This is a genomic window from Cellulomonas sp. T2.31MG-18, from assembly GCF_964266755.1.
Lineage (GTDB): Bacteria > Actinomycetota > Actinomycetes > Actinomycetales > Cellulomonadaceae > Cellulomonas.
In genome coordinates this window covers 539,771-563,278 of sequence record NZ_CAXWGW010000002.1, presented here as the reverse complement: position 1 = coordinate 563,278, position 23,508 = coordinate 539,771, and the positions used below count along the sequence as shown (strand labels likewise).

Sequence of the window (23,508 nt, the reverse complement as noted above, 5' to 3'; positions counted from 1 at the left end):
ATGAGCACCGCCGCCATGAACGCCGTCCGAGAGGTCGCCATGTCCCCGTCCGGGTCGGTCGCCACGCAGCTGGTCGCGCTGACCGCCGGTGCCCTGCTGGTCACCTCGGTGCTGCTGGTCTGGCGGCGCGACCTGTCGGCACAGGTGCGCCTGCTGATGCTGCAGGGCGTCGCGCTGGCGGCCCTCGCGACCACCATCGGCCTGTCCGGAGGACCCGGCACGTCCCGCGCCGAGCTGCTGCTGGTCGCCGTCCTGGTGCTGGCGCTGCGCGGCTGGCTGCTGCCGTGGGTGCTCGGCCGCCGGCTGCGCGCCGGGATCGAGGCCGGCGACGCGGCCCGGGAGGACGGTCCGCGTCTCAACCCGACGGCCGGCCTGGTGCTGGTCGCGCTGCTCACCACGGTGGCGTACCTGGTCAGCCGGCCGATCTCGGAGGGTGTCGCGGAGCACGCCGGTGCGCCGAGCCCCGCGGGCACCGCCGGCCCGGCCGCCTTCGCCGTGCCGGTCGGCATCGCGATGGTGCTGATCGGCTTCCTGCTGCTGGTCGGCCGGCGCCGCGCGATGTCGCAGCTGGTCGGTTTCCTGGTGCTGGACAACGGCATCGCGACCGTCGCGTTCCTGACGGCGGCGGGCGTGCCGTTCGCGGTGGAGCTCGGCATCTCGTCCGACGTGCTGCTGGTGGTGCTGATCCTCGCGGTGCTGTCCCGACGCATCCACGCCCAGATCGGGTCCACCACGCTCGACTCGATGACGGAGCTGAGGGACTGATGGGTCTGCTCCTGCTGCTGCCGCCGGTTGCGGCCCTCCTCGCGGGGCTCGCGGCCGCCGCGCCGCGACCGGCCGTGCCGGGCCCCGCTGGGCCGCGACCCCTCGCCGCGTTGTCCGCGGCGACCACCCGCCTGTCGGGCGTCCTGGTCAGCGCGATCCTGCTCGCGACCGGCGTCGCGCTGCTGGTGCACCGCGGTGCCGTCCCGACGCTCGGCGACGACCTGCTGCGCGCCGACGCGCTGTCCGCCCTGATGCTCACGGTGGTCGGCGCCGTGGGCCTGACCGCCACCTGGGCGGGACTGGAGCCGCGGACGTCCCGCGCCACGTCCGCACCGGCGTCGGGAGCCACCCGGAGCGAGCGCCGCTACGCCGCCCTGGTGTGCGTGTTCCTCGGTGCGATGGCGATCGCGGTCACCACGGACAACCTCGGGGTGCTGTGGGTGGCCGTCGAGGCGACCACCATCGCCACCGCCTTCCTGGTGGGCCACCGCGGCGGCGCCCGCTCCCTCGAGGCGGCCTGGAAGTACGTGGTGCTCGGCTCGGTCGGCATCGCGATCGCCCTGCTCGGCACCGTGCTGCTGTACGCCGCGAGCCGCAGCGCCGGCGAGCCGACCCTGTCCTGGACCCGGCTGGTCAGCGGTGAGCTGCCGCTGGACCCCGCGCTGGTGAAGGTGGCCGCCGGGCTGGCGGTGCTGGGGTTCGCGACCAAGGCGGGGCTGGCGCCGATGCACTCGTGGCTGCCGGACGCCCACAGCCAGGCGCCGGCGCCGGTGTCGGGGCTGATGTCCGGCGTCCTGCTCGCGGTGGCGTTCTACGCGATCCTGCGCGTGCGCGCGATCGCCGCCGTGGTGATCGGGCCGGGACTGGTGCGGGGACTGCTGCTGACGGCCGGTCTCGGTTCGCTCGCCGTCGCCGGTGCGCTGATCCTGCGGCAGCGGGACCACAAGCGGATGCTCGCGTACTCGAGCATCGAGCACATGGGCGTCCTCGCGGTGGGGGCCGCCGTGGGTGGTCCGGTGGCGCTGGCCGCGGTGCTGCTGCACCTGATCGGGCACGGGCTGGCCAAGGCGAGCCTGTTCGTGGTGGCGGGGCGGATGCTCGCCTCCGAGGGCACGACGACGATCGCCGAGGTCCGCGGCCTGCTGAGCCGCCGTGCCGACCTGGCGGCGCCGCTGGTCGTCGGGATGGCGGCACTGCTCGGCTTCCCGCCGTTCGCGCTGTTCTTCTCCGAGGTCGCGATCGTGCTGGCCGGCTGGCGGGCGGGGCTCGGCTGGGCGATGGCCCTGGTCGTCGCGCTGCTGCTGGTGGTGGTCGCGGGCCTGGTCCGGGCGACGGCGGCGATGACCCTGGGCCCGGCCGATCAGCCACATGCGGTTCACGACGAGCGCACGACGGCGACCACCACCTCCGCACCCGACGGGTCGGCGCCGGTCGCCGTCGCCACGCTGGCCCCGCCGCCGGCCCCACCACAGGCCCATGGCGCCGACCGCGGGCCCGTGCTGCCGCTGTTTCTGGCACTGGGCACCACGGCGGTGATCGGGTTCGTCGCCACGCCGGTCGGTGACGTGCTGGCGCGGGCGGCCGCCGTCCTGGGGTTGTCATGACCGCGCCTCGTCCGACGAGCCCGGTGGGGTCGTCCTCCCCCGGCGCACCCGACCCCACCGCACCCGACCCCGCCGCCCCGGCGGCCGACGCCCACGCCGTGACCCGCGCGGAGCTGCCCGCGCAGGTCGAGGCCCACCTCGCCGCCGGCCACCGCCTCGCCCTGGTCGCCGCGCACGACGACGGCGCCAGCGGCTTCCGCGTGGTCTACGCGTTCGCCGACCCGGCCACCGACCGGCGCACCGAGCTGACCGTCGCCGTGCCCCGCGACGACGCGTGGGTCCCATCCCTGTCCACGATCTCGTTCCCGGCCGGCCGGTTCGAGCGCGCCATCCGCGACGGCTTCGGCATCGAGCCCCGCGACCACGTCCGTCCCCGGCGCCTGACCCGGCACGCCCACTGGCCCGCCGGCTGGTACCCCATGCGTCGCGACGCCGCGACCGACCCGGCGTTCGGACCAGACGAGAGCGGCTTCGCCTTCGTGCCGGTCGAGGGCCAGGGCGTCTACGAGATCCCGGTGGGCCCCGTGCACGCCGGGATGATCGAGCCGGGTCATTTCAGGTTCTCGGTGGTCGGGGAGACCATCGTCCGGATGAAGGCCCGCCTGTGGTTCGTCCACCGCGGCCTGGAGAAGCACCTGCAGGGACGGACGCCGGAGCAGGCGCTGCCCCTGGCCGAGCGGATCAGCGGGGACACCGCCGTGGGGCACGCGGTGACGTTCGCGATGGCGGTGGAGGACGCGCTCGGCATCGAGGTCGGTGAGCAGGACCGGCTGGTGCGCGCGCTGCTGCTCGAGCTCGAGCGGCTGCACTGCCACGTCGCCGACCTCGGCGCGATGGCCAACGACGTCGGCCTCGGCATCCTGCAGACGCACACGCTGCGGCTGCGCGAGCAGCTGCTCCGGTCGAACGCCCTGGTCACCGGGCACCGGCTGCTGCGCGGCGGCATCGGGATCGGCTCGGCGCGACTGCGCGCCCTGCCGGACGTCGAGCTGGTCGGCTCCGTCGCCGCCGAGGTGGCCGAGCTGGTCCGCATCGCCCAGGGCACTGCCGTGCTGGTGGACCGCTTCACCGGCACGGCCGTGCTGCACCGCCAGCAGGCGGCCGAGATGGGCGTGCTGGGCTACGTCGCGCGGGCCAGCGGGCTGGACGTGGACGCCCGTCGCGACCACCCGTTCGTCGACCTCGACGCGTCGTTCCGTGTCTGCACGGCCGAGACCGGCGACGCGATGGCGCGGTTCACGGTGCGGGCCGACGAGATGGCGGTGAGCGCGGCCGTGATCGCGGATCTCGTGGACAGGCTCGGTGGGCACCTCGGCACCGGTGCGTGGGCCGCGGAGGACGCGTCGCACGCAGCGGACGAGGGCGACGCAGACCGTGACGACCACGACGCCGCGACCCCCGTCGCCCACGGGCTCGCGCTCGTCGAGGCCTGGCGCGGCACCGCGTGCCACCGTGTCGAGCTGGACGCCGCCAGCCGGCTGACCAGGGCCGCGATCGTCGACCCGTCGTTCTTCACCTGGCCGGCGCTGCCGGTCGCCCTGGCGGACACGATCGTCCCGGACTTCCCCCTGGCCAACAAGAGCTTCAACCAGTCCTACGCCGGCAACGACCTGTAGCGGCTGCGCGCGGCGACACCCCGCCCAGCCGCCGGAACCTCAGGCCTCCGTCGTCCCGTGCGTGCCGGCCGGCGCGTGCACCACGACCACCGGGCAGTGCGCATGCGTGACCACGTGCTGGCTCACGGAACCGAGCAGCAGACCGGTGAACCCGCCGTGCCCGCGGCTGCCAACCACGACGAGCGCTGCGTCACGGGCCGCGTCGAGCAGCACCCGTGCCGCGTGCCCCTGCTCCACCCGCTGCCGCACGTGCACCGACTCGTCGCCCTGGAGCACGTCCTTGACGGCGTTCTCGAGGACCAGCGTCGCGCTGCCCGCCCACTCGAACGTGCCGAGGGCGGCGACCGCGTAGTTCACGGGGTAGTCCCAGGACATCACCGCCTCGATCGGCTGCCCCGTGAGCCGGCCCTGGGCCACCGCCCACTGCAGCGCGGCCTTGGAGGAGGCGGACCCGTCGACGCCGACGACGATCCGCCCGGACGATTCCTTCTGATCGGCACTGGAGATGCTCACGACCTGTCCTCCCGCCTGTGGCGATCGGTGAGTCGGTCGAGCGGCCGGCTCGCACCCGGCGCCTGCGCCGGAGCGCAGCTCCAGCCTAGTGAGCGGGCGCGCAGGCGGCGTGGGCGGGGCCCACCTCACGCGCAGGTGCGCTCGACGGCCTCCAGCACCATCGCGTCCAGCCGGCCGTGGCGCGCCACCGACTCGCGCTGCACGCGCGCACCGGTGCCCTGCTCCACCACCCGCCGGATCGACTCGCGCACCACGTCCAGGTCACCGTTGGCCTGCAGCGCGGCCTCCACGTGGCCCACCAGCGCGGCGAGCACCTCGGCGGCCGGTCGCAGCCGGCCGGTCCGCGGGTCCACCAGCTCGCCGTCCGTCCCCGAGCGGCTGGACCGCCAGGACGCCAGCCGGAGCAGCGCCGCGGGCTCGCCGGACGCCGGGGCGCCGGCGCGCCACTCGCCGGCCGCCGTGTCCACCAGCGCGCGGCACAGCGCCGCGACCAGCACGGCGTCGGCCACGTCCAGGCACACGTCGGCGACGCGCACCTCGACCGTCGGGTAGTGCCGGGACAGCCGGGCGTCGAAGTAGACCATCCCCTCGTCCAGCAGGGTGCCCGTCCCGATCATGTCGTCCACCAGCCGGCGGTACGCGGCGGCGGAGCCGAACACCTCCGTCGGGCCGGTCGCGGGCCAGCGGCTCCACGACTGGGTCCGGTAGCTGGCGTAGCCGGTGTCGACGCCGTTCCAGAACGGCGAGTTGGTGGCGACGGCCGCCACCACCGGCAGCCAGGGCCGGATGCGGTCCAGCACCGCGACGCCCTCGTCCGGCGAGCCGACCGCGACGTGCACGTGGCAGCCGCAGGTCAGCTGCTCGTCGCAGGCGATGGCCAGCGCACGGCCGATCGCCTGGTACCGCGGCGACGGGCTGATCCGCGGCCGCGCCGGTAGCGGCGACGTGCCGAGCGCCGCTACCCGGAGCCCGGCTCGGCGTGCGGCGGCGTCGGCGGTGCGGCGCAGCCGGCGCAGGTCGTCCGACAGGCTGGCCAGCGACGTGCGCGGTGGCGTGGCCACCTCGATCATCTGCTGCTGCAGCTCCATGGTGAGCTCGCTGCGTCGGGGGGAGGCCGGCGCGGCGCTCGGTTGCGGGTCGTCCCCGGACTCGTCGGACCAGGCCGGCACGTCGTCCACCTCTGCCAGCACCTGGGGCGCCGCCGGGACGGCGCAGCCGGACTGCGGGTCGATGAGCAGGAACTCCTCCTCGACGCCGAACGTGCGCACGGACGCGCCCCTGCGATCCACGCCGACCACCTTCGCGACTGCCGCACAGAGACCGTCGGCGGGCCCGTCGGCGGGCGCTTCGATCGTCGACCGGTGCAGGTCAGCGGCGCAAGCCCCCGCCCAGCGGGATCAGCCGGCCGGATCCGCCGGTCAGCGGGAGACGAGCGGGCCCTCCAGCGCTGCCACCGCGGCGGGTCAGCCCTCTGCCGGCGGTCCGCTGCGGTCCGACTCCGCCCCGGTCCCCTCGTCCGGCGTGGTGGTGGCGCTGAGCGCGTCGAGGAAGCGGATCACCGTCTCCCGCTCGTCGGGCGCCAGCGCGGCCGCGACCTGGAACCGGCGCGCATGCTCCCGCCCGACCGTCCGCTCGGCAGCACGACGGGTCTCGGCGCTGACCACCACGGCGATCGCCCGGCGGTCGGTCGGGTGCGGGGTGCGCCGGATGTGCCCGCCCGCCTCGAGGCGGTCGAGCAGCTTGGTGGTGGAGGCGCTGGAGATGCCCAGGTGGTCGGCGATCTCCCGGGCGGTGACGTGGTGCCCCTGCTCGGTGCGGACGATGACGAACCGCAGCGCCTTCATGTCGGTCTCGCCGAGCTGCATGTACGCCCGCGAGGCGCGGCTGGACCGCTGCTCGGCCTCGCGCCAGCGGAACAGCGCGTCCATCACGCGGACCACCTGACCGACCTCCGCATCGGGCAGGCCGGACGTGTGCACCAGCCGCCCACCCCGGTCCACCACGCGCGGGTCGTGGAAGCCGAGGGCGATCTCGGTGATCGGTTCGTCGTCCGGCACGCGGGAAACACTAGCCGAATGGAAGTATCTCGCCTACCTTACTTCTCACCTGGCTAGCGAAATGAGATGAGCGATGGACGAGGTCGTGCTGCTGTCCGAGGACGGCACCCCGATCGGCACGGCGCCCAAGGCGCAGGTGCACGGTGCCGACACCCCCCTGCACCTGGCCTTCTCCTGCTACCTGTACGACACCTCCGGGCGGTTGCTGGTGTCCCGGCGGGCGCTGTCCAAGCGGACGTGGCCGGGGGTGTGGACCAACTCGTTCTGCGGTCACCCGGCGCCGGGTGAGCAGCTCGAGGACGCCGTCCGCCGGCACGGACGGCTCGAGCTCGGCGTGGAGGTCGAGGGACTCCACGCCGAGCTCCCCGACTTCCGGTACCTCGCCGTGGACGCCTCGGGCGTCGTGGAGAACGAGGTGTGCCCCGTCTTCTCGGCCGCCACGTCGTCCCTCGTCGTGCCGCACCCGGACGAGGTGATGGAGGCGGTGTGGGTCGACCCCGCCCGCCTGTCCGCCGCCGTGCACCTGGCGCCCTGGGCCTTCAGCCCGTGGTTCGCGCTGCAGATCGACCAGCTGCACAACTTCACCAGGGAGAACCCGGTATGACCCACGACCTCGCGGCCTCCGCCCCGCTCGTCGAGCCCGTCGCACGCCCGGCCGCCCCGCTGGTGCTGCCCAACCTCGCCGCGGCGACGGCGGAGGTCGAGCGGCGCCTGGACCTGGTGCTCGACGAGGCGCTACGCCGTTCCTCGGCGCACGGGCCGCACTACGAGCAGCTGTGGCGGGCGGTGCGCACCATGACGCAGGGCGGCAAGCGGCTGCGGCCCCGCCTGCTGCTCGCGACGTTCCTGCACCTGGGCGGCACCCGGCTGGAGCCGGCCGTCGAGCTCGCCGTCGCGGTGGAGCTGCTGCACACGGCCCTGCTGGTGCACGACGACGTGATCGACGGCGACGTGCAGCGGCGCGGCGTGCTCAACGTGGTCGGCGCCTTCGAGCAGGCCGCCCGTGCCGAGGGCCTGCCCGAGCAGCCCGCCCGCCGCTGGGGTGAGCAGGCGGCGCTGCTCGCCGGGGACCTGCTGCTGACGTCGGCCCTGCGCATCACCGCCCGGCTCGAGCTCGACCACGCCCGCCGCACGGCCCTGGTCGAGCTGGTGGACGAGAGCGTCTACCGCGCCGCTGCCGGCGAGCTGGCCGACGTGACCTACGCGGCCGGGCTCGCCACCCCGGCGCCGTCGGACATCCGCCGGCTGATGGCCGACAAGACCGCCCACTACTCCCTCGAGCTGCCGCTGCGCGCCGCCGCGCTGCTGGCCGGCGCCCCGGACTGGCTCGGCGACCGCCTCGGCGCGATCGGCCACCGTCTGGGCCTGGTGTTCCAGATGCGCGACGACCTGCTCGGAGTGTTCGGCAGCGCGGCCGAGACCGGCAAGAGCTGCTCGAACGACCTGCGGGAGGGCAAGCAGACCCTGCTGGTGGCGTACGCGCGCGGCACCGCGGAGTGGTCGGGGGCAGCGCACCTGTTCGGCCGGGAGGACCTGGACGAGGTCGGTGCGGACGTGCTGCGTGGCGCGCTCGAGGCGTGCGGTGCGCGGGCCCGGCTGGAGCAGGAGGTCCACGACGAGCGGGACGCCGCGCTGACGCTGATCGCCGGCGCCGACCTGCCGGCCGCCCTGGCCCGGCTGCTCGCCGCCGAGGCGGAGCGTGCGGCGGAGCGACGGTCATGAGCCGCCAGACGGGCCTGGCGCTGTACGACGGCACCGCGCGCGTGGCCGCGGCACCGGTGATCCGCCGGTACTCCACGTCGTTCCGGCTGGCGACCAGCCTGTTCCCCCGCCGGTGCCGGGCGGCGATCGCCTCGATCTACGCGCTGGTGCGGATCGCCGACGAGATCGTGGACGGCACCGCGGCCGAGGCGGGGCTCGACCGCGCCGCCCGGGCGCGGGTGCTCGACGAGCTGGAGCGCGAGACGGAACGCGCGGTGGCGACGGGGTTCAGCGCGAACCTCGTGGTGCACGCCTTCGCGGCGGTGGCCCGCGAGGCCACCATCGAACCGGCGCTGACCAGGGCGTTCTTCGCCTCGATGCGGCGCGACCTGGACGACGTGGCCTTCGACGAGGCCGAGTACCGGACGTACGTGCACGGGTCTGCCGAGGTGGTCGGGCTGATGTGCCTGCGGGTGTTCCTCGCCGGCCGGCCGGTGGCGCCGGAGGTCGCGGCCCGGCTGGACGAGGGCGCCGCCCGGCTGGGCGCCGCCTTCCAGAAGGTGAACTTCCTGCGGGACGTGGCGCACGACCGCGGGCAGCTGGGTCGGTCGTACCTGCCCGGGGTGTCGGGCTCCGGCCTGACGGACGAGCAGAAGACGGCCGTCGTCGACGACATCCGGGCCGACCTGCGGGCCGCCCGCGCCTCGGTCCGGTACCTGCCCGGCGACTGCCGCCGCCCGGTGCTGGTGGCCACCGCCCTGTTCGGCGAGCTGCTGCGTCGCCTCGAGCGGACGCCCGCCTCCCGCCTGGCGAGCACCCGGGTGTCCGTCCCCGCGCCCGTCAAGCTCGCGCTCGCGCTGCGGTGGACGCTCGCGCCCTCGCTGAACACCGGGGCGCTGTCATGAGCCGGCCGCTGGACACCGTCGTGATCGGCGGCGGCGTGTCGGGGCTGGCGACCGCTGCGCTGCTCGCGGCCGACGGGCACCAGGTGACGCTGCTCGAGGCGTTGCCGCAGCTCGGCGGTCGCGCCGGCTCGTGGGAGTCCGGCGGGTTCCGGTTCGACACCGGACCGTCCTGGTACCTGATGCCCGAGGTGTTCGACCACTTCTACCGACTGATGGGCACCTCGGCCGACGAGCAGCTGACGCTGCGTCGGCTGGACCCCGGGTACCGCGCGTACTTCCAGGACGACCCTGTGCCGTTCGACCTGCCGGCCGGCGGCCCCGCGGCCCGCGCGGCGCTGAAGGCCCTCGACCCCACGTCCGCCGACCGGCTGGACGCCTACTTCGACTCGGCGGCGGAGACGTACCACCTGGCGCTGGAGAAGTTCCTCTACAGCTCGTTCGACTCGGTGGGGCCGTTCCTGGACCCGGCCCTGCTGTCCCGGCTGCCTCGCCTGGCCCGCCTGCTGACCCGGTCGCTGGACGCCGAGATCCGCACCCGCAGCGGTGACTCCCGGCTGCGGCGGCTGCTCGGCTACCCCGCGGTGTTCCTCGGCGGCTCGCCGATGCGCGTGCCGAGCATGTACCACCTGATGAGCCACCTCGACGTGAACGACGATGTGCGGTACCCGGACGGCGGGTTCGCGCGGGTGATCCAGACGATCGCCGAGCTGGCGGCCGGCGCCGGTGCGCGCCTGGTCACGGGCGCGCGGGTGCACCGGATCCTGGTCAAGGACGGCGCCGTTCGCGGCGTGCTGTACCGGGACGGGCTCGGGGTGGAGCACCGGGCGGAGGCGGAGCTGGTGGTCTCCGGTGCCGACCTGCACCACACCCAGACCATGCTGCTGGACGCCCCGAACCGGGACCACGACGAGCGGTGGTGGCGGCACAAGGACCCCGGCCCCGGTGCCGTGCTGGCGATGCTCGGGGTCCGCGGACGGCTGCCGGAGCTGGCGCACCACACGCTGCTGCTGGCGGACGACTGGGACGGCGGGTTCGCCGCTCTGTCGCGCGGCCGGGGCCTGCCCGCGAACCCGTCGCTGTACATCGGCAAGCCGAGCGCCACCGACCCGACGGTGGCACCCGCCGACCACGAGAACCTGTTCGTCCTCGTGCCTGTCCCGGCCGACCCGGGCATCGGGCACGGCGGGATCGAGGGCGCCGGTGACCAGCGCGTCGAGGGGTTCGTCGACCGCACCATCGAGCAGATCGCCACATGGACCGGCGCGCACGACCTCGCCGACCGGGTGGTGGTGCGGCGCACCGTCGCACCTGGCGACTTCGCCACCGACCTGCAGTCGTGGTCCGGCAGCGCGCTGGGGCCGGCGCACACGCTGCGGCAGAGCGCCTTCCTCCGGTCGCCGAACGCGTCCCGACGGGTGTCCGGCCTGCTGTTCACGGGCGCCAGCACCATCCCGGGGATCGGCGTGCCGATGTGCCTGATCAGCGCCGAGCTGGTGGTCAAGCGGGTGCGCGGGGACCGGACCGCCGCGCCGCTGCCCGTGCTGGCGAGGGTGCCGGCATGAGGTTCGCGTACCTGGGCTCGTTGCTCCTGTCGGCGGCCGGCGTCGCGCTGGTGGACCGGCGGTGGCGGCTGTTCGTGTGGCAGAACGCCCGACGGGCGGCGATCGTGCTGGTCAGCGGCGTCATGGTGCTGCTCGCGGCCGACGCGGTGGGCATCGCGAACGGGCTGTTCTACCGGGCGCCCACCCGGGTGATGACGGGCGTGCTGCTGGCGCCGGAGCTGCCGCTGGAGGAGCCGGTGTTCCTGGCGTTCCTCTGCTACCTGGCGATGGTGCTGGTCACCGGCTCGGAGCGGCTGGTCGTGGGGGCTCGGACCGGGGTGCGCGCCGGCCGTGCGCAGGTCGCCCACGGCGAGCACGGCGAGCACAGCGCCGCACTGCACGCCGGGGGCCGGCCATGACGTACCCCCAGCTGGCGCTCGGGCTGGTCGCGTTCGCCGTCGTCGTCCGCCTGGTCGCCACCGTGGCCGCCCGACGAGCCGGCCGCCGCATCCCCCTCGTCCCCACCCTCGTCGCCGCGGTGGCGCTGGTGGCGCTGACCGCCGTCTTCGACAACGTGATGCTCGCTGCGGGCGTCGACGACTACTCCCGCCTGCACGCCTCGGGGCTGGCGATCGGCCGCGCGCCCGTCGAGGACTTCTCCTACCCCCTCGCCGCCGCCGTGCTGCTGCCGGCCGTGTGGGAGCTGACCCGCAGGAGGACCCGTGCTGACCACCCGTAGACCGCTGCTGCCACCCCTGGCCACGCGGCTGCTCGCCGCCTCCCGGCCGCTGAGCTGGGTGAACACCGCCTACCCCTTCGGGGCGGCCTACCTGCTGGCCGGCGGCCACGTGGACGCCCGATGGGTGATCGGCACGCTGTTCTTCCTGGTGCCCTACAACCTGGCGATGTACGGGATCAACGACGTGTTCGACTACGCGTCCGACGCGGCGAACCCCCGCAAGGGCGGTGTCGAGGGGGCGCTGCTCGAGCCGCGGGTGCACCGGGCCACGCTGGTGGCGGCCGTGGTGGCGTGCGTGCCGTTCGTCGTCGCGCTGGTGCTGCTGGGGAAGCCCGCGTCGTGGGCGGTGCTCGCCGTGTCGCTGTTCGCCATCGCGGCCTATTCGGTGCCGGGGCTGCGGTTCAAGGAGCGGCCGGTGCTGGACTCGCTGACGTCGAGCACCCACTTCACCAGTCCGGCGGTCTACGGCCTGGTGCTGGCGGGCGGAGCGTGGAGCCGTCCGGCGGTGGTGGCGCTGGTGGCGTTCTTCCTGTGGGGCGTCGCGGCGCAGGCGTTCGGCGCGGTGCAGGACGTGGTGCCGGACCGCGAGGCCGGCATCGGGTCGGTGGCCACCGTGCTCGGTGCGGCCCGGACGGTCCGGCTGTCGCTGACGCTGTGGGCGGCGGCCGGGGCGCTGCTGCTGCTCGAGCCCTTCCCGGGGGTGCTGGCGGCGCCGCTGGTGATCCCGTACCTGGCGCTGGCGTGGCCGTTCCGCTCGGTTCCCGACGTCGAGTCCGGTACCGCGAACCGTGGCTGGCGGCGGTTCCTGCTGGTGAACTACCTGGTGGGGTTCGCCGTCACCCTGATCCTCATCGCGATCGGGATGAACCGATGACCCGCCTCCGCACGTCGACCCCGCCCCCGAGCTCGACCCCACCGTCCGGCCCCGGCACCCGACCGGGCGCCCAGGGCATCACCGAGGAGACCCGCATGACGTCCGCCCGCACCACCGGTCCTGGCCGGGGCACCCGCACGCTGCGCATCGTGCTGCCGGCGGTGCTGGTGCTGGTGTGGCTGGCCGTCGGCGGCATCGGTGGGCCGTACTTCGGCCGGATCGCCGAGGTGTCGTCCAACGAGCCGACGGCGTACCTGCCGACCAGCGCGCAGGCGACCCGGGTGCAGGAGCGGCTGCCGGAGTTCCTGGGCGGGGACACGATCCCGGCGGTGGTGCTGGTCACCGCGGGCTCGCCGCTGACCGACGCGCAGAAGACGCAGCTCGCCCAGGTGCCGGCCGCGCTCGCGAAGCTCGACGGCGTGTCGGGCCAGCCGAGCCCGCCGATCGTGTCGCAGGACGGCACCGCGGCCCAGCTGTTCGTCCCGGTCAAGGCGTCGGCGGCGGTCGCGGACACCGTCGCCGCCATGCGGTCGGCGCTGCCGGGCCTGGTGCCGTCCGGCACCACCGCGTACGTCACGGGACCGGCGGGGTTCACCGGCGACCTGGTGACGGCATTCGGCGGGATCGACGGCATCCTGCTGCTCGTAGCCGTGGCAGCCGTGCTCGTGATCCTGGTGGTGGTCTACCGGTCGCCGCTGCTCCCGCTGGTGGTGCTGCTGACCAGCACGTTCGCGCTGACGGCCGCCCTGTTCACCGTGTGGTGGATCGCCAAGGCGGGGGTGTTCCCACTCAGCGGCCAGACCCAGGGGATCCTGTTCATCCTGGTGATCGGCGCCGCCACGGACTACTCGCTGCTGTACGTGTCCCGGTACCGCGAGGCGCTACGCGCCCACGAGCACCGGTGGGACGCCACGCGCGCGGCGCTGCGCGGGTCGTTCGAGCCGATCCTCGCCTCCGGCGGCACGGTGATCGCCGGGCTGCTGATGCTGCTGCTGTCCGACCTGCAGTCGAACCGGGCGCTGGGCCCGATCGCGGCCGTCGGCATCGTGTTCGCGATGCTCGCCGCGTTCACCCTGCTGCCCTCGCTGCTCCTGCTGCTGGGCCGGGCCGCGTTCTGGCCGCGCCGTCCGCGGTACGCGCCCGACGCGGCCGGCGCCGACCCCGTGCCGACGCGTGGGCTGTGGGCGCGGGTCCCGCGGTTCGTCGTCCGGCGTGCCCGGCCGGTGTGGGTGGTCGGCGTGGTGGTGCTGCTGGCCGCGAGCGCCGGGGTGCTGCAGCTGCGGGCGTCCGGCGTCCCGTCCAGCGACCTGGTGCTGGGCCACTCCGAGGCACGCGACGGTCAGCGGGAGCTCGCCCAGCACTTCCCGGGCGGCTCCGGCAGCCCGGCGCAGGTGATCGTCGCCTCCGACCGTTTGCAGCCGACCGCCGCGACGCTGCTGGCCACGCCCGGAGTGCAGTCCGTCGCCGTGGTGAGCGCCGCCTCGCCGAGCGGTCAGGCGCCGGTGACGGCCGACGGCGTGCAGCCGGTGGTCCCCGGCACCCCGGCCCCCGCGCCGACGGTGGCCAACGGTGACGTGCTGCTCGAGGCGACGCTCAAGGACGCCCCGGACTCCGCTGCCGCCGAGCGCACGGTCCGCCAGCTGCGCACCGCGCTGGGCGGCGACGTCCTGGTCGGCGGCGCGACGGCCACCGCGGTCGACTCCGACGACGCCTCCGTGCACGACCGGAACCTGATCATCCCGCTGGTCCTGGTGGTGATCCTGGTGATCCTGGTGCTGCTGCTGCGGGCCGTCGTCGCCCCGTTGCTTCTGGTCGGCACCGTGGTGCTGTCGTTCGGCGCGACCCTCGGCGTCTCGGCGCTCGTGTTCAACCACGTGCTGAACCTGCCCGGCGCCGACCCAGCCGTGCCCCTGTTCGGGTTCGTCTTCCTGGTCGCGCTCGGCATCGACTACAACATCTTCCTCATGACCCGCGTGCGGGAGGAGGCGCTGCACGCCGGCGCCCGCACGGGCATGACCCGCGGGCTGGCGATCACGGGCGGGGTGATCACCTCCGCCGGCGTGGTGCTGGCCGCCACGTTCGCCGCGCTGGCGGTGATCCCCATCCTGTTCCTGCTGCAGCTGGCGTTCATCGTGGCGTTCGGCGTGCTGCTGGACACCGTGCTGGTGCGGTCGCTGCTGGTGCCGGCGCTCGGTCAGGAGCTGGGCCGGTCGATGTGGTGGCCGTCGCGCCGCATCACCGCCTGATCTCGCACCCGCCCCCGCGACTGCCCACACCGGCTCGCCCCGCCCGGCCCTCACCCGGGCGAGATGGGCACTTTGACGCGAGATGGGCACTCCGAAGTGCTCATCTCGCGTCAAAGTGCTCATGTCGGTGCCGTCCCGGCTGGGTGGGTCGGGCCGTGCGGTGTCGCCAGCAGCGAACGTGTCGGGGTGCGCGCACCGTCGCGTCGCGCGAGCCTGGTCCCCAGGCCGACCAGGGTGGTGAGACGAGTGGCACGCGCGCACGACGACGCCGACTCGCAGGACGACGCCGAGCAGCGGCTCGGCCGGTACCGCGCCAAGCGGCACTTCGACCGGACGCCGGAGCCGTCGGGCGACACCCGCGCGGACGCGACGGCCGGCGCGGCACCTGACGCAACGGCGGCGTCCGCACCCCCGGGCGCCGGCTCGTCGAGCACCCGCCGCTTCGTCGTCCAGCGGCACCGCGCCCGCCGCCTGCACTACGACTTCCGTCTGGAGATGGACGGGGTGCTGGCCAGCTGGGCGATCCCCAAGGGTCCGACGCTCGACCCCGGCGTCCGGCGGATGGCGGTCCACGTCGAGGACCACCCGATGGAGTACGAGCACTTCGAGGGTGTGATCCCGGCCGGCCAGTACGGCGGTGGCGACGTGATCGTGTGGGACGCCGGCACCTGGGAGCCGAACCCCGACGAGGACCCGGTGGCGGCCGTCGCCGCCGGCGAGCTGCACGCCACGCTGCACGGCGAGCGGCTGAAGGGCCGGTTCGTGCTGGTCCGCACCGGCGACGCGGACGCGGGCGGCAAGGAGCAGTGGCTGCTGCTGCACAAGCACGACGAGTTCGCGTCCGACGGCTGGGACGCGGAGGACCACCCCACGTCCGTGCTGTCGGGCCGCACCAACGACGAGGTCGCCGCCGACCCGGACCGCCTGTGGCGCTCCGGCGTCCCCGCCGCGCAGGCCGAGGTCGACCTGCGCACCGTCGACCTGTCCCACCCCACACCCGACGAGCTCGCCGACCTTGACGCCCTCGGTACCGGCGGCACCTGGCACGTCCACGGCCGCGCCCTCAAGGTGACCAACCTCGACAAGGTGCTGTTCCCGGCCCGATCCGGTGAGCCTCCGGTGACCAAGCGCGATCTGCTGCGCTACGCCGCCCGGATCGGCCCGGTGGTGCTCCCCTACCTCACCGGCCGGCCGCTCAACCTGCACCGCTACCCGCAGGGCGCCGACAAGCCGGGGTTCTGGCACAAGCAGCTGCCGGACCACGCCCCGGACTGGCTGACCCGCTGGGACAACCCCGAGGCGGACGACGACGAGACGACGACGTACCTGGTGGTCGACGAGCCGGCGGCGCTGGTGTGGGCCGCCAACTTCGGCGGCCTGGAGTGGCACGCCTGGACCTCGACCACCGAGCACCCGCACCTGCCGTCGTACGCGATGGTCGACCTGGACCCGGGCACGTCCACGCGCTGGGAGGACCTGCTGGCGATGGCTCGCCTGCACCGCGACGCGTTCGCCCACCTCAAGGTGCGCGCCTACCCCAAGCTGACCGGCCGACGCGGCATCCAGGTGTGGATCCCGATCGCCGAGGGGCCGTCGTTCGACGAGACCCGGGACTGGGTGGAACGGGTGTCCCGCACGGTCGGCGCGGTGGTCCCCGACCTGGTCAGCTGGCGGTGGGAGGTTCGCGAGCGCGGCGGCAAGGCTCGCCTGGACTACACCCAGAACGCGATCAACAAGACCCTGGTCGCGCCCTACAGCCCGCGGCCCGCCGCCGGTGCGCCGGTGTCGACGCCGATCACCTGGGACGAGCTGGACGAGGACTGGCTGCGACCCGACGCGTTCACCGTCCGCACGGTGCTGGACCGGATCGCCGAGCGCGGCGACCCGTTCCGCGGCGTCCTGCTGCACGACCAGACGCTGCCGCGGCTGGGCTAGCTGGTCCGGGCAGCGCCCCGCGCGTGCTCTGCCCATCGAGATCCGGACGGCACGGACGTAGCCTCCCGTCATGGGACGGTCGGCGTCCGCGGTCCTGCCGAGCCTGCTGCTGGGCGGCCTCCTCTTCGCAGGCTGCACGGCCGGCGGGTCCACAGCGTCCCCGACGCAGCCAGCCGGTTCCTCGACGGCGACCTCGTCACCGTCAGCGGGCAGCACCGGCATGCCGTCCTCCGCGGCATCGGCAACGCCGTCCGACGCCGGCTGCCGCACCGACTACTCCCCCGTGCCGCTGCCGACGTGGGCGCGGGCAGGCTTCACGCCATCCGACCAGCCGGTGCCCTACGTGCTGAGCGACCGGGGCGACGTCGTCGCCATCCTCTGGGCCGACCACGACCCGCTGGTGGCCCCGCCGGTGGCCGGCCGGAACAACAAGATCCTCTGGGTGCCGCGGGTGGCCTCCCCCGTCGGGACACCCCTGCAGATCCGCGCCACCCTGACGTCCACCGGTATGACGGCCACCCGCGCCGTCGACGGCGGTCTGGGGCCGTCCACCATCGACCTGCCCGCGCCCGGCTGCTGGTCGCTCGACCTCACCTGGGGCGACCACCACGACCACCTCGACCTCGCCTACGCCGCGAGCTGAACGACCACACTCACCGAGCCCGCGACGCCGATGCGGAGAACCCCGCCGCCCGTCATTAGGCTGCCCTCACCGTTGAGCGCCACCGGAGGTACCCGTGCCGTACGTCGTCGACTTCGAGAACGTCTCCACCATCGGGCTCGAGTCGTCCCCGGTGGCCGACGCGCTCGCCGGCCTGCGCGCCAACGAGGCGCGGTACTTCCGCAACAAGTACCAGCACGTGTTCACCGTCGAGCCCGCCGCCGAGGCACCCGACGCCGTCGAGCGGGTCGCGCGGATCCTGTCCGAGGAGCGGGGCATCGTCATCGCGTCCCCGGCGCTGGAGGCGACCGACTTCGAGGTCGAGGGCATCCGCTGGACGTACGTGTTCTACGAGTCGGGGCTGTCGATCAACGTGCTGTGGACGCTGGCCGACGCCGGCAAGCGTGCGGTCGGCTTCAAGCTGTCCGACGGCATGGACGTGCCCGAGGAGCTGTCGGCGTTCAAGTTCGCGCGGCAGCGGTCCAAGCTGGCCGGCACCATCCGCGGCTCGTACTTCGTCATCAAGGGCGAGTACTGACCCCGGACCGACCGGGCGCGCGTCAGTCGCGCAAGGGCGAGCCGACGACGTCGAACCGGAAGCCGCCGAACTGACCGGACAGCAGCGGCCGCGCCTGCGCGATCGCGGCCTGCACGTCGGGATGCTGCAGCGACCCGCGATGCGCTGCGGCGCTGTCCCACAGCTCCACGACGAACGCCGTGTCCGGCTGGTCGTCGTTCACGCCCACCTCGTAGAGCAGGCACCCGAGGTCCCGCAGCACGTCGCTGCGGCGGGTCAGGTGCGCGACCAGCTCGTCCCGTCGCCCGGGAGCGGCCCCGAGGCTGCCTGCGTTCGCGAAGACCATGGGGCGACGGTAGGCGCCACCACCGACAGCGCGCCCGCGGGCCCCACCAGGGTGGTCAGCCCGCGGTGGTCACTCGCGACCCCGTCCGTTATGGTGGTCTAGACCACTCGCGCCGGCTCGTCGCCGGACCACACCAACGGAGGTGCCCATGCCCGAACGCCGTGCCGTCGTCGCCATCGCCGAAGGCCTCCACGCCCGTCCCGCCGCGCTGTTCGTCAACCTCGCGGCGCAGCAGCCGGTCGCCGTGACCATCCGCAAGGCCGACGGCGACCCCGTGCCGGCCTCGAGCATCCTGTCCGTGATGGGCCTCGGCGCCGGCCCCGGCGACGAGGTGTTCCTCGCCAGCGACGACGCGGCCGCGCAGCCGTCGCTCGACGCCCTGGCGCAGTACCTGGAGTCCGCCGGCTGAACCGGGGACCCGCACGACGTCGCCCGGCCGGGGCAGCGGTCCCGGCCGGGCGTCCGTCTGTGGCAGCCCTCGCTAGGCGGTCGCGCCGCCCCCTGCCGGCGCGGCCGGCGCAGCGGTGGCCGTCTTCTTCACCGGCTCGTCCGCGGGCTGGTCGACGAGGACCGACATGGAGTCGGACGTCGCGTCGTCGTCCTCCCGGCCGGGCGTCCGAAGGTTCCACTTGGTGATCACCCAGCGGAACAGGAAGTAGTAGATCGCCCCGTAGATGAGCCCGATCGGGATGATCCACAACGGCTTCTGCGCGATCCGGAAGTTCAGCAGGTAGTCGATCACCCCGGCGGAGAAGCCGAACCCGTCGTGGATGCCGAGCCAGTTCACGAGTGCGAGCGACGTTCCGGTCAGCAGCGCGTGGACCACGTAGAGCGGGTACGCGAGGAAGACGAAGGAGAACTCGAGCGGCTCGGTGACGCCGGTGACGAACGACACCAGCGCGGCGGAGCCCATGATGCCCGCGATCACCTTGCGCTTGCCGGGCTTGGCTGTGTGCACGAACGCGAGGGCCGCGCCGGGCAGGGCGAACATCATGATCGGGAAGAAGCCGGTCATGAACGTGCCGGCCGTCGGGTCGCCGTGCAGGAAGCGCAGGATGTCGCCGCTCCACACCTTGCCGCTGGGGTCGGTGTACGAGCCGAACTGGAACCACGGCAGCGAGTTCAGCAGGTGGTGGAGCCCGATCGGGACGAGCAGGCGGTTCGCGGTGCCGTAGACGAAGGCGCCGAGGATGGTCGAGCCGGTGACCCACGAGCCGACGGCCGTCAGGCCCGAGTCGAACCACTTGTAGACCAGAGCCGCGATCACCGCGACGACCACCGAGGCGCCCGCCGTCACGATCGGCACGAACCGGCGCCCGCCGAAGAACGCCAGGTACGGCGGCAGCTTGATCCGCGAGTACCTCTGGAACATCAGCGCGGCGACCAGGCCGATCACGATGCCGCCGAGCACGCCGTAGTTGATCAGCTCCTGCTTCGCGTCGCCGGTGGGCTTGCCCAGCACGTAGGGCGACAGAGCGTCGGTGACGCCCTTGAAGACGAGGTACCCGATCACCGCCGCGAGCCCGGTGGAGCCGTCCGACTTGCGGGCGTACCCGACGGCGACACCGATCGCGAACAGCAGTGCCAGGTTGGCGAAGAGCGCGTTGCCCGCCGCTCCCAGCACATCGGCCACGGGCTGCAGCCACGTGGCGTGCTTGCCGAGCCCGTCGGCACCGAGCATGTCCGCCTGGCCCAGCCGGAGCAGCAGCGCCGCGGCCGGCAGGGAGGCGATCGGCAGCATGAGCGATCGGCCGACGCGCTGCAGCTGCGCGAGGCCGGGGATCCCGCGCTTCACGCGGGTCGCAGGGGCGGTGGTGGCTGTCATGACAGGTGCACTCCTCGTCGTGTGCTCGTCATCGTGTGCATGTCGTTGCGTGTGGCTGTGCGGGTGGCCGGTCGCGCCGGCGGTCCGTCGTCGGCGACGGGACACTCGTCCGGACTAGTGCGCTAGATGTCTGGACCAGTTGCCCGCAACCATGATGGAATGGCCCGCACGGTGTCAAGAGCGGCATGCTTCGCACCGTCCAGACCAGTCGCGACGAGGGGACGAGGGTGGGTCGCTCCGTTCTGAAGTACGTGCGGGTGCGCGACTACCTGCGCTCCCTGGTCACCCACGAGCTCGCACCGGGTGACGCCATCCCGTCCGAGCGCATCCTGTGCGACCAGTTCGGCGTCTCCCGGATGACCGTGCGGCAGGCCGTCGACGCGCTCGTCGTCGAGGGTCTGCTGGCCCGGGAGCAGGGTCGTGGCACCTTCGTCGCGCCCACCAAGGTGGACCTCGAGGTGCGCCTGGCGTCCTTCGGCGAGGAGATGCAGCGCCGCGGCATGGAGCCGGCCTCCAAGGTGCTGTCCGCCGAGGTGGTCGCGGCCACGCCGGACATCGCCGACGCCCTCGACATCCTCCCTGGTGAGCGCGTGTTCTCGCTGCACCGGGTGCGCCTGGCCGACGGCGAGCCGATGGCGATCGAGCAGTCCTGGCTGCCGTGCCAGCTGGTGCCCGGCTTCTTCGACGGTCCCCTGCCGGACAGCATCTACGGCGAGCTGCGCCGCCGCGGCCTGGAGCCGGACTGGGGCGAGGACGTCGTCTCGGCGGCGGAGGTCGACACGGGCGACGCCGAGCTGCTGAGCGTGCCGACCGGCCGCGCGGTGCTGCGCGTGACCCGGCGGACCTTCGCGGGCGAGACGGCCTGCGTGTACTCACGGTCGACCTACCGGGCCGACCGCTACGTGCTCTGGGTGCCGTTGCGTGCACCGAAGCCGGCGCTCACCCCCAAGCGCGGCGCGGCGGAGCGAGCGGCACAACCTGCGACGGCGGAGGTCCTGTCATGAACGAGGGCAGTGTGGGCACGGACGACCGGCGGTACGGCGAGCGGGCGCAGGCGGCGGAGATCCTCGCGGCGCTCGGCGGGGTGGGCAACATCATCGAGATCGAGCCGTGCACCACGCGCCTGCGGTCGGAGGTGCACGAGACCGCCGCGGTGGACGTCAAGGCGCTGCGCGCGGCCGGCGCGCACGGCGTGATGATCTCCGGCCACGTGGTGCAGGTGGTCATGGGGCCGAACGTCGACATCATCGCGTCGGACCTCGAAGAGCTGCTCTGAACAGTCCGGACAGACGGCCCAGGGCCGTGGTCACCAGCAAGTCGGTCAGCAAGGAGATCGAGATGAGCAAGGCGGAGAACATCCTCGCGGCGCTCGGCGGGGCGGACAACCTCGTCGAGCTGGAGCCGTGCATCACCCGGCTGCGCGTCGAGGTGGTCGACCCGTCGCTGGTCGACGAGGCGGCGCTGAAGGCCAACGGCAGCTACGGCGTGGTGCGGTCCGGCAACGCGGTGCAGGTGGTCGTCGGCCCCGAGGCGGACACGCTCGCCTCCGAGATCGGGGACCTGCGCTGATGTCGGAGCCCCTGACGGTGCTCGCACCGGTCAGCGGCGTCGTGCGGGCGATGGCGGACGTGCCGGACCCGGTGTTCGGCGGCGAGCTCGTCGGGCCCGGCCTGGCGATCGACCCCGTCCGGGACGGCGTCGTCGAGGCGATCGCGCCGATCGACGGCACCATCGTCAAGCTGCACGCCCACGCCTTCGTCGTCACCGCGGACGAGCAGCACTCGGCGCTGGTGCACCTCGGGCTGGACACCGTCCAGCTGGGCGGTGCCGGCTTCACGCTGCACGCCAAGGAGGGCGACGTGGTGAAGGCCGGTGACGTGGTGGTCAGCTGGAACCCGGCCGAGGTGGAGGCCGGCGGGCGGTCGCCGATGTGCCCGGTGGTGGCGCTCGACGCGAAGCGTGAGCAGCTGACCGAGCTGGTCACCGTGGGGGCCGACGTCCGCTCCGGGGCGGCGCTTTTCGAGTGGAGCTGACCCGGGAACCGGTCGCCGCGAGGCCCGGAGCACGGCCCGCCGGCTGGCTCGCAGCCCGGCTCACGGGCCCGGGTGCGGGTCTGCTGGTCGACCTCGACGGCACGCTGGTGCTGACCGAGGCCGCCAACCAGCAGGCGTACCGGCTCTACTTCGCGAGCCGCGGCTGGGAGGTGCACGACGACGTGGTCCGCGCCTTCGCCGGCCGCCGCGCGCACGAGGTGTTCGCCAGCCTGCCCGGGCCGTGGGGCGACGAGGACCCGGAGCAGCTGCGGCAGGACGTGCTCGACGTCCTCGCGACGCTCGACGTCCGGCCGGAGGCGGTCCCCGGCGCCGCCCGGCTGCTCACCGGCTGCGTGTCCCGCGGTGTCCCCGTCGCCGTCGTCACGTCCGCCGGGCGCGACTGGACGCTCGCGGCGCTGGAGTGGCTGGAGGTCGACCCGACCGGCATCGGCCTGGTCACGGCCGAGGACTGCACCTGCGGAAAGCCGGACCCGGAACCGTTCCGCCGCGGCGCGCAGCTGCTGGGCCTCGACCCGGCCGGGCTGGTGGCGGTCGAGGACACCCCTGCGGGCATCGTCTCGGCGCGGCAGGCTGGTGTCGGCCTGGTGATCGGGGTGACCACGGGCCATCCGTCCGAGCACCTGCGCGCAGCCGGTGCCGACCAGACCGTCCCCGACCTGACGGAGCTGGCCGACGCCGTCGCCCGCACCCCGACCGAGGAGCCGAGCGCATGACCACCCTTCCCGCCTCCGTCCGGCTGGACACCACCGGCCCGCTGCCGATGCTGCACGTCGACGGCCCCGAGGGCTGGGCCGTCGTCTCGCTGCACGGTGCCCACGTCACCGCGTGGGGACCGCACGGTCAGCCGCCGGCGCTGTGGCTGAGCTCGCTGAGCCGGTTCGACGCCGGCTCGGCGATCCGGGGCGGCATCCCGCTCTGCTTCCCGTGGTTCGGCCCGCTGGCCGACCATCCCGAGGCGCCGCGGCACGGGTTCGCCCGCACCGCCCTGTGGACGCTGGACGGTGCGGAGGACGACGGCGCCGACGTCACGGTCCGCCTGTCGCTGCGCGACTCGGACCAGACGCGGGCCTCCGCCTGGCCGCACCCCTTCGAGGCGGTGTGCACGGTGGTGGTCGGCACGCGGCTGACGGTCGCGCTCGAGGTGACCAACACCGGCGACCAGCCGTTCCGCTACGAGGAGGCGCTGCACACCTACCTCGCCGTCACCGACGTCACCACCACCGAGGTGACCGGCCTCGAGGACGTCCCGTACGTCGACAAGACGGCCGACGGCGCCGAGCGCCCCGGCGACCCCGACGCGCTGCGCCTGACGGGTGAGACCGACCGGATCTACCCCGGTGCGCTGAAGCCCGTGATGGTCGTCGACGCCGGAGGCCGGTGGACCCAGGTGACCAAGCGCGGCTCGGCGAGCACCGTCGTGTGGAACCCCTGGCAGGACGGCGCCCGAACCACGGCCGACATCGACGACGACGGCTGGACCACCATGCTCTGCGTCGAGGCGGCCAACGTCGGCCCCGCCGCCATCGAGCTCGCCCCCGGCGAGCGCCACACCCTCAGCACCACGATCGAGACGAGCGTCGTCCCGACGGCCACCACGGAGGTCTGACAC

General features: G+C 74.0%; 26 protein-coding genes. 21 read left to right on the top strand and 5 right to left on the bottom strand.

The window, feature by feature from the left end; genetic code table 11:
* From ACFQTY_RS10500 to ACFQTY_RS10490, 3 genes are read left to right on the top strand one after another with little or no spacing between them, the layout of a single operon-like run.
* Positions 1 to 765 carry a hypothetical protein gene (locus ACFQTY_RS10500; RefSeq protein ID WP_378100113.1) on the top strand — a complete coding sequence of 255 codons (765 nt, stop codon included), beginning with the start codon at positions 1 to 3 and terminating at the stop codon, positions 763 to 765.
* Complete coding sequence (locus ACFQTY_RS10495) at positions 765 to 2,369, top strand: proton-conducting transporter membrane subunit (RefSeq protein ID WP_378100111.1); 1,605 nt, start codon at positions 765 to 767, stop codon at positions 2,367 to 2,369. The genes ACFQTY_RS10500 and ACFQTY_RS10495 overlap by 1 nt, the downstream gene beginning before the upstream one ends.
* Positions 2,366 to 3,985 (top strand): NADH-quinone oxidoreductase subunit C, encoded by a 1,620-nt coding sequence (locus tag ACFQTY_RS10490; RefSeq protein ID WP_378100109.1) that lies wholly within the window; start codon positions 2,366 to 2,368, stop codon positions 3,983 to 3,985. The genes ACFQTY_RS10495 and ACFQTY_RS10490 overlap by 4 nt, the downstream gene beginning before the upstream one ends.
* A gap of 39 nt (positions 3,986 to 4,024) precedes the next feature.
* On the opposite strand, the gene ACFQTY_RS10485 is transcribed toward ACFQTY_RS10490, so the two are convergent.
* The 3 genes from ACFQTY_RS10485 to ACFQTY_RS10475 form a co-directional block, all read right to left on the bottom strand.
* The gene (locus ACFQTY_RS10485) at positions 4,025 to 4,498 is read right to left on the bottom strand and encodes a universal stress protein (protein ID WP_378100107.1); all 474 of its coding nucleotides are present in this window, start codon (positions 4,496 to 4,498) and stop codon (positions 4,025 to 4,027) included.
* Between the two features lie 125 nt (positions 4,499 to 4,623).
* Positions 4,624 to 5,787 (bottom strand): glutamate--cysteine ligase, encoded by a 1,164-nt coding sequence (locus ACFQTY_RS10480; protein ID WP_378100105.1) that lies wholly within the window; start codon positions 5,785 to 5,787, stop codon positions 4,624 to 4,626.
* Between the two features lie 174 nt (positions 5,788 to 5,961).
* Entirely contained in the window at positions 5,962 to 6,555 is a 594-nt protein-coding gene (locus tag ACFQTY_RS10475; RefSeq protein WP_378100103.1) for a MarR family winged helix-turn-helix transcriptional regulator, read from the bottom strand.
* A 73-nt stretch (positions 6,556 to 6,628) separates the two neighbouring features.
* Here ACFQTY_RS10475 and idi point away from each other — a divergent pair, with 73 nt between their 5' ends.
* The 11 genes from idi to ACFQTY_RS10420 all read left to right on the top strand — a co-directional run bounded on the left by idi (position 6,629) and on the right by ACFQTY_RS10420 (position 17,695).
* Positions 6,629 to 7,159: an isopentenyl-diphosphate Delta-isomerase gene (gene idi / locus ACFQTY_RS10470; RefSeq protein ID WP_378100101.1), complete on the top strand. Its 531-nt coding sequence runs from the start codon at positions 6,629 to 6,631 to the stop codon at positions 7,157 to 7,159.
* Complete coding sequence (locus ACFQTY_RS10465) at positions 7,156 to 8,277, top strand: polyprenyl synthetase family protein (protein ID WP_378100099.1); 1,122 nt, start codon at positions 7,156 to 7,158, stop codon at positions 8,275 to 8,277. The genes idi and ACFQTY_RS10465 overlap by 4 nt, the downstream gene beginning before the upstream one ends.
* Positions 8,274 to 9,161 carry a phytoene/squalene synthase family protein gene (locus ACFQTY_RS10460; RefSeq protein ID WP_378100097.1) on the top strand — a complete coding sequence of 296 codons (888 nt, stop codon included), beginning with the start codon at positions 8,274 to 8,276 and terminating at the stop codon, positions 9,159 to 9,161. Before ACFQTY_RS10465 ends, ACFQTY_RS10460 begins: the two co-directional genes overlap by 4 nt.
* The gene (gene crtI, locus ACFQTY_RS10455; protein WP_378100095.1) at positions 9,158 to 10,723 is read left to right on the top strand and encodes a phytoene desaturase family protein; all 1,566 of its coding nucleotides are present in this window, start codon (positions 9,158 to 9,160) and stop codon (positions 10,721 to 10,723) included. Before ACFQTY_RS10460 ends, crtI begins: the two co-directional genes overlap by 4 nt.
* Complete coding sequence (locus ACFQTY_RS10450) at positions 10,720 to 11,121, top strand: lycopene cyclase domain-containing protein (RefSeq protein WP_378100092.1); 402 nt, start codon at positions 10,720 to 10,722, stop codon at positions 11,119 to 11,121. Before crtI ends, ACFQTY_RS10450 begins: the two co-directional genes overlap by 4 nt.
* The gene (locus tag ACFQTY_RS10445; RefSeq protein WP_378100090.1) at positions 11,118 to 11,441 is read left to right on the top strand and encodes a lycopene cyclase domain-containing protein; all 324 of its coding nucleotides are present in this window, start codon (positions 11,118 to 11,120) and stop codon (positions 11,439 to 11,441) included. The genes ACFQTY_RS10450 and ACFQTY_RS10445 overlap by 4 nt, the downstream gene beginning before the upstream one ends.
* Positions 11,425 to 12,315, top strand: a complete 891-nt coding sequence (locus ACFQTY_RS10440) for a prenyltransferase (RefSeq protein WP_378100088.1) — start codon at positions 11,425 to 11,427, stop codon at positions 12,313 to 12,315. Before ACFQTY_RS10445 ends, ACFQTY_RS10440 begins: the two co-directional genes overlap by 17 nt.
* 95 nt (positions 12,316 to 12,410) lie before the next feature.
* The gene (locus ACFQTY_RS10435) at positions 12,411 to 14,561 is read left to right on the top strand and encodes an MMPL family transporter (RefSeq protein ID WP_378100086.1); all 2,151 of its coding nucleotides are present in this window, start codon (positions 12,411 to 12,413) and stop codon (positions 14,559 to 14,561) included.
* 246 nt (positions 14,562 to 14,807) lie between these two features.
* Positions 14,808 to 16,496, top strand: coding sequence for a non-homologous end-joining DNA ligase (gene ligD / locus ACFQTY_RS10430; RefSeq protein WP_378100085.1), 1,689 nt, complete (start codon positions 14,808 to 14,810; stop codon positions 16,494 to 16,496).
* Between the two features lie 70 nt (positions 16,497 to 16,566).
* Entirely contained in the window at positions 16,567 to 17,139 is a 573-nt protein-coding gene (locus tag ACFQTY_RS10425; protein ID WP_378100083.1) for a hypothetical protein, read from the top strand.
* A 94-nt stretch (positions 17,140 to 17,233) separates the two neighbouring features.
* Positions 17,234 to 17,695 (top strand): phage tail protein, encoded by a 462-nt coding sequence (locus ACFQTY_RS10420; protein ID WP_378100081.1) that lies wholly within the window; start codon positions 17,234 to 17,236, stop codon positions 17,693 to 17,695.
* Between the two features lie 22 nt (positions 17,696 to 17,717).
* On the opposite strand, the gene ACFQTY_RS10415 is transcribed toward ACFQTY_RS10420, so the two are convergent.
* On the bottom strand, positions 17,718 to 18,020 hold the full coding sequence (locus ACFQTY_RS10415; protein ID WP_378100079.1) for a putative quinol monooxygenase: 303 nt from the start codon (positions 18,018 to 18,020) through the stop codon (positions 17,718 to 17,720).
* A 148-nt stretch (positions 18,021 to 18,168) separates the two neighbouring features.
* Between ACFQTY_RS10415 and ACFQTY_RS10410 the strand changes: the two genes are divergently transcribed.
* Entirely contained in the window at positions 18,169 to 18,429 is a 261-nt protein-coding gene (locus ACFQTY_RS10410) for an HPr family phosphocarrier protein (RefSeq protein WP_378100077.1), read from the top strand.
* 72 nt (positions 18,430 to 18,501) lie between these two features.
* Here the strand turns inward: ACFQTY_RS10410 and ACFQTY_RS10405 are convergent, their stop codons facing one another.
* Positions 18,502 to 19,845, bottom strand: a complete 1,344-nt coding sequence (locus tag ACFQTY_RS10405) for a PTS transporter subunit EIIC (RefSeq protein ID WP_378100075.1) — start codon at positions 19,843 to 19,845, stop codon at positions 18,502 to 18,504.
* A gap of 227 nt (positions 19,846 to 20,072) precedes the next feature.
* On the opposite strand from ACFQTY_RS10405, the gene ACFQTY_RS10400 reads away from it, so the two are divergent.
* Genes ACFQTY_RS10400 through ACFQTY_RS10375 form a run of 6 tightly spaced genes read left to right on the top strand, consistent with a single transcriptional unit; the run spans position 20,073 to position 23,505 of the window.
* Entirely contained in the window at positions 20,073 to 20,849 is a 777-nt protein-coding gene (locus tag ACFQTY_RS10400; protein ID WP_378100073.1) for a GntR family transcriptional regulator, read from the top strand.
* On the top strand, positions 20,846 to 21,121 hold the full coding sequence (locus tag ACFQTY_RS10395) for a glucose PTS transporter subunit EIIB (RefSeq protein ID WP_378100071.1): 276 nt from the start codon (positions 20,846 to 20,848) through the stop codon (positions 21,119 to 21,121). The genes ACFQTY_RS10400 and ACFQTY_RS10395 overlap by 4 nt, the downstream gene beginning before the upstream one ends.
* The gene (locus tag ACFQTY_RS10390) at positions 21,118 to 21,414 is read left to right on the top strand and encodes a PTS glucose/sucrose transporter subunit IIB (protein ID WP_291764049.1); all 297 of its coding nucleotides are present in this window, start codon (positions 21,118 to 21,120) and stop codon (positions 21,412 to 21,414) included. Before ACFQTY_RS10395 ends, ACFQTY_RS10390 begins: the two co-directional genes overlap by 4 nt.
* Complete coding sequence (locus ACFQTY_RS10385; RefSeq protein WP_378100069.1) at positions 21,414 to 21,878, top strand: PTS glucose transporter subunit IIA; 465 nt, start codon at positions 21,414 to 21,416, stop codon at positions 21,876 to 21,878. Before ACFQTY_RS10390 ends, ACFQTY_RS10385 begins: the two co-directional genes overlap by 1 nt.
* Complete coding sequence (locus ACFQTY_RS10380) at positions 21,869 to 22,612, top strand: HAD family hydrolase (RefSeq protein ID WP_378100067.1); 744 nt, start codon at positions 21,869 to 21,871, stop codon at positions 22,610 to 22,612. Before ACFQTY_RS10385 ends, ACFQTY_RS10380 begins: the two co-directional genes overlap by 10 nt.
* Positions 22,609 to 23,505, top strand: a complete 897-nt coding sequence (locus tag ACFQTY_RS10375) for a D-hexose-6-phosphate mutarotase (protein ID WP_378100065.1) — start codon at positions 22,609 to 22,611, stop codon at positions 23,503 to 23,505. Before ACFQTY_RS10380 ends, ACFQTY_RS10375 begins: the two co-directional genes overlap by 4 nt.
* The last annotated feature ends 3 nt before the right edge of the window (positions 23,506 to 23,508 follow it).

Excerpts from the sequence above, each read along its gene's own strand:
- ACFQTY_RS10450 (WP_378100092.1), top strand. The coding sequence starts at position 10,720 with ATGAGGTTCGCGTACCTGGGCTCGTTGCTCCTGTCGGCGGCCGGCGTC.
- ACFQTY_RS10425 (WP_378100083.1), top strand. The coding sequence starts at position 16,567 with ATGGGACGGTCGGCGTCCGCGGTCCTGCCGAGCCTGCTGCTGGGCGGC.
- idi (WP_378100101.1), top strand. The coding sequence starts at position 6,629 with ATGGACGAGGTCGTGCTGCTGTCCGAGGACGGCACCCCGATCGGCACG.
- ACFQTY_RS10385 (WP_378100069.1), top strand. The coding sequence starts at position 21,414 with ATGTCGGAGCCCCTGACGGTGCTCGCACCGGTCAGCGGCGTCGTGCGG.
- ACFQTY_RS10405 (WP_378100075.1), bottom strand. The coding sequence starts at position 19,845 with ATGACAGCCACCACCGCCCCTGCGACCCGCGTGAAGCGCGGGATCCCC.
- ACFQTY_RS10465 (WP_378100099.1), top strand. The coding sequence starts at position 7,156 with ATGACCCACGACCTCGCGGCCTCCGCCCCGCTCGTCGAGCCCGTCGCA.
- ACFQTY_RS10500 (WP_378100113.1), top strand. The coding sequence starts at position 1 with ATGAGCACCGCCGCCATGAACGCCGTCCGAGAGGTCGCCATGTCCCCG.
- ACFQTY_RS10445 (WP_378100090.1), top strand. The coding sequence starts at position 11,118 with ATGACGTACCCCCAGCTGGCGCTCGGGCTGGTCGCGTTCGCCGTCGTC.
- ACFQTY_RS10375 (WP_378100065.1), top strand. The coding sequence starts at position 22,609 with ATGACCACCCTTCCCGCCTCCGTCCGGCTGGACACCACCGGCCCGCTG.
- ACFQTY_RS10435 (WP_378100086.1), top strand. The coding sequence starts at position 12,411 with ATGACGTCCGCCCGCACCACCGGTCCTGGCCGGGGCACCCGCACGCTG.
- ACFQTY_RS10495 (WP_378100111.1), top strand. The coding sequence starts at position 765 with ATGGGTCTGCTCCTGCTGCTGCCGCCGGTTGCGGCCCTCCTCGCGGGG.
- ACFQTY_RS10395 (WP_378100071.1), top strand. The coding sequence starts at position 20,846 with ATGAACGAGGGCAGTGTGGGCACGGACGACCGGCGGTACGGCGAGCGG.
- ACFQTY_RS10415 (WP_378100079.1), bottom strand. The coding sequence starts at position 18,020 with ATGGTCTTCGCGAACGCAGGCAGCCTCGGGGCCGCTCCCGGGCGACGG.
- crtI (WP_378100095.1), top strand. The coding sequence starts at position 9,158 with ATGAGCCGGCCGCTGGACACCGTCGTGATCGGCGGCGGCGTGTCGGGG.
- ACFQTY_RS10490 (WP_378100109.1), top strand. The coding sequence starts at position 2,366 with ATGACCGCGCCTCGTCCGACGAGCCCGGTGGGGTCGTCCTCCCCCGGC.
- ACFQTY_RS10410 (WP_378100077.1), top strand. The coding sequence starts at position 18,169 with ATGCCCGAACGCCGTGCCGTCGTCGCCATCGCCGAAGGCCTCCACGCC.
- ACFQTY_RS10460 (WP_378100097.1), top strand. The coding sequence starts at position 8,274 with ATGAGCCGCCAGACGGGCCTGGCGCTGTACGACGGCACCGCGCGCGTG.